This window comes from Kumtagia ephedrae, assembly GCF_003012745.1.
In the GTDB taxonomy this organism is placed as follows: domain Bacteria; phylum Pseudomonadota; class Alphaproteobacteria; order Rhizobiales; family Rhizobiaceae; genus Kumtagia; species Kumtagia ephedrae.
In genome coordinates this window covers 1-904 of record NZ_PXYK01000075.1, presented here as the reverse complement: position 1 = coordinate 904, position 904 = coordinate 1, and the positions used below count along the sequence as shown (strand labels likewise).

The window sequence follows — 904 nt, the reverse complement described above, 5'->3', positions numbered from 1 at the left end:
TCGGCGCCGAAGCCGGCCTCCGTCACCACATAGTCGGCGAGCTTCAGCGCCGTGGTGGTGGCCACCACCGAGTTGCAGCCATGGGCGATGTTGGCGAACGGCCCGCCATGCACGAAGGCCGGGTTGTTCTCCAGCGTCTGCACCAGATTGGGCTGCATGGCGTCCTTCAGCAGCACCGTCATGGCGCCGTCGGCCTTGATGTCGCGGGCATGGACCGGGCTCTTGTCGCGCCGGTAGGCGACGATGATGTCGCCCAGCCGCTTCTCAAGATCCTTCAAATCGGTGGCCAGGCACAGGATCGCCATGACCTCCGAGGCGACCGTGATGTCGAAGCCGGCCTGGCGCGGAAAGCCGTTGGCCACCCCGCCCAGCGACACGACGATGTCGCGCAGCGCCCGGTCGTTCATGTCCATGACGCGGCGCCAGGCGATGCGGCGGATGTCGATGCCCTGCTCGTTGCCCCAGTAGATGTGGTTGTCGATCAGCGCCGCGAGCAGGTTGTGGGCGGTGGTGATGGCGTGGAAATCGCCGGTGAAGTGCAGGTTCATGTCCTCCATCGGCACCACCTGGGCCAAACCGCCGCCGGCCGCCCCGCCCTTGACGCCGAAGTTGGGCCCGAGCGATGCCTCGCGGATGCACACGATCGCGCGTCTGCCGATGCGGTTCAGCCCGTCGCCCAGCCCCACCGTGGTGGTGGTCTTGCCCTCGCCGGCCGGCGTCGGGTTGATGGCCGTCACCAGGATCAGTTTTCCGTCCCTGCCGCCGCGCTTCGACTTGATGAACTCGGCCGACACTTTTGCCTTGTCGTGGCCGTAGGGCAGCAGATGCTCGGATGGAATGCCGATCCGGGCGCCGATCTCCTGGATCGGCAGCTTCTTGGCAGCACGTGCTATCGCGATGTCGG

The 904-nt window shown here is 66.7% G+C and carries 1 protein-coding gene; it reads right to left on the bottom strand.

From position 1 onward, the window contains the following. Positions 1-904, bottom strand: a 904-nt coding sequence (locus C7I84_RS29310) for a formate--tetrahydrofolate ligase (protein ID WP_120785139.1), incomplete at both ends; no start/stop codon positions are given.